The organism is Micromonospora maritima, from assembly GCF_902825405.1.
GTDB lineage: Bacteria > Actinomycetota > Actinomycetes > Mycobacteriales > Micromonosporaceae > Micromonospora > Micromonospora maritima.
Window position 1 is genome coordinate 1 of record NZ_CADEAU010000762.1, and the last position, 1861, is coordinate 1861.

The 1861-nt window shown below is 75.4% G+C and carries 2 protein-coding genes and 1 pseudogene; 2 read left to right on the plus strand and 1 reads right to left on the minus strand.

The window, feature by feature from the left end:
• Positions 1-167: pseudogene (locus HUW36_RS34715) on the minus strand (ribosome small subunit-dependent GTPase A); the annotation flags it as partial.
• Between the two features lie 238 nt (positions 168-405).
• Between HUW36_RS34715 and HUW36_RS32010 the strand changes: the two are divergent.
• Positions 406-1122, plus strand: a complete 717-nt coding sequence (locus HUW36_RS32010; protein ID WP_174531478.1) for a maleylpyruvate isomerase family mycothiol-dependent enzyme — start codon at positions 406-408, stop codon at positions 1120-1122.
• Between the two features lie 8 nt (positions 1123-1130).
• Complete coding sequence (locus tag HUW36_RS32015; RefSeq protein WP_174531479.1) at positions 1131-1784, plus strand: MBL fold metallo-hydrolase; 654 nt, start codon at positions 1131-1133, stop codon at positions 1782-1784.
• Positions 1785-1861: the final 77 nt, after the last annotated feature.

Here is a 1861-nt window from a genome sequence, read left to right on the forward strand (position 1 = left end):
AGCACGCCGCCGCCGAGGCTCGCCCGCACCGGCCCCTCCGGGCGGAGCACGGTGCACACGCCCCGGTCCACCCGGGCCACCCGCCCGGGTCGGTGGTGGTCGGCGCGTCGATCGAGATGGGTCGCCCAGTCGGCGTCCCAGCCGAGGGCGGTCAGGTCCAGGTTCATGGTGTCCTCATCGGTGTCGAGGGGGTTCACGGCGGAACACGCGTGCTTCGACCGGCATGCTCACCACCTCCGCTCCGACTCCCGGTGCCCGCGTCCTGCGCGACCTCGGGCCGGCGCGTCCCCGCCGTCACCCGCTGTCGTCGGACCCGACGGTAGGGGCCGCGCCGACGCGCCGAAAGCGATTTCCCCGGCGGCGCGGCCGGGTCCCGCCCGCTAGGGTCGAACCCGTGAGAACGAGATGACCAGTGACCCCCTGCTGTTGACCGGTGACCTGGCCGAGGCGAACGACCGCCTGCTGCGTACCGTCGCCGGCCTGGCCGCCGCGGACGTCGCGGCGCCCTCGCTCCTGCCGGGCTGGACCCGCGCGCACGTGCTCACCCACCTGGCCCGCAACGCCGACGGGTTCGTCAACCTGCTCACCGCCGCGCGCACCGGCGAGGAGATCCCGATGTACGCCTCGGTCGAGGCGCGTAACGCCGACATCGAGGCGGGGGCCGGTCGGGGCCCGGCCGACCTGCTCGACGACCTGCGCCGCAGCGGCCAGCGGTTCGACGCGGCGGTGGCGCAGATGCCGGCCGAGGCGTGGGGTGCCACGGTGCAGGCCCGGCGCGGCCCGTGGCCGGCGGCGCTGCTGGTCTGGGGCCGGCTGCGCGAGGTCGAGGTGCACCACGTCGACCTCGCGAGCGGCTACCGGCCGGCGGACTGGCCGGAGGCGTTCGCCCAGCGGCTGCTGCACGAGGTGGTGACCGGGCTGTCCGGCAACCCGGCCGCGCCGGCCATGGTGCTGCGCGTCGACGGCGCCGCACACGAACTCGTCGTGGGTGACCCCGAGGGGGCGCCCACGGTCACCGGCCCCGCGCCGGAACTCGCCGCCTGGCTGACCGGCCGGGGCGCGGGCGAGCTGCTCACCGTCGTCCCCGACGGTCCCCTGCCGAACCCACCGGAATGGATCTGAACGCCGTCATGACCTACACCGGAGACGTCACGCCCGGCGGCCCGCCGGCCGTGCGCGAGCTCGACCGGCTCACCGTCAGCAAGCTGTCGGTCGGCCCGATGGACAACAACGCCTACCTGCTGCGCTGCCACGCCACCGGCGACCAGGTGCTGATCGACGCGGCGAATGAGGCGCCCCGCCTGCTGGAGCTGGTCGGCGACGGCGGTCTGACCACGGTGGTCACCACCCACCGGCACATGGACCACTGGGTCGCGCTGGAGGAGGTGGTCGCCAAGACCGGCGCCCGCGCGCTGGTGCACGCCGACGACGCCGAGGGCCTGCCGATCGACGCCGAGCCGCTGCGCGAGGGCGACACCGTCGAAGTCGGCGACTGCGCGCTGGAGGTCATCCACGTGCGTGGGCACACGCCGGGGTCGATCGCGCTGCTCTACCGCGACCCGGCCGGCACCCCGCACCTCTTCACGGGTGACTCCCTCTTTCCGGGTGGCGTGGGCAACACCGACCAGGACCCGGAGCGGTTCGGCCAGCTCATCGACGACGTCGAGGCCAAGCTCTTCGACCGGCTGCCGGACGAGACCTGGTTCTACCCGGGGCACGGCAAGGACAGCACGATCGGCGCGGAGCGGGCGGCACTGCCGCAGTGGCGGGCCCGCGGCTGGTGAGCGCGCCGGGTCCGGCCTCCCCCGTGGCGGCCGGACCCGGCCCGGTCAGCCGGTCACGGCGCGCAGCCGGCGCCGGG

What these genes read in the sequence shown, in the direction of transcription:
- HUW36_RS32010 (WP_174531478.1), top strand. Translation starts at nt 406, where the DNA reads ATGACCAGTGACCCCCTGCTGTTGACCGGTGACCTGGCCGAGGCGAAC.
- HUW36_RS32015 (WP_174531479.1), top strand. Translation starts at nt 1,131, where the DNA reads ATGACCTACACCGGAGACGTCACGCCCGGCGGCCCGCCGGCCGTGCGC.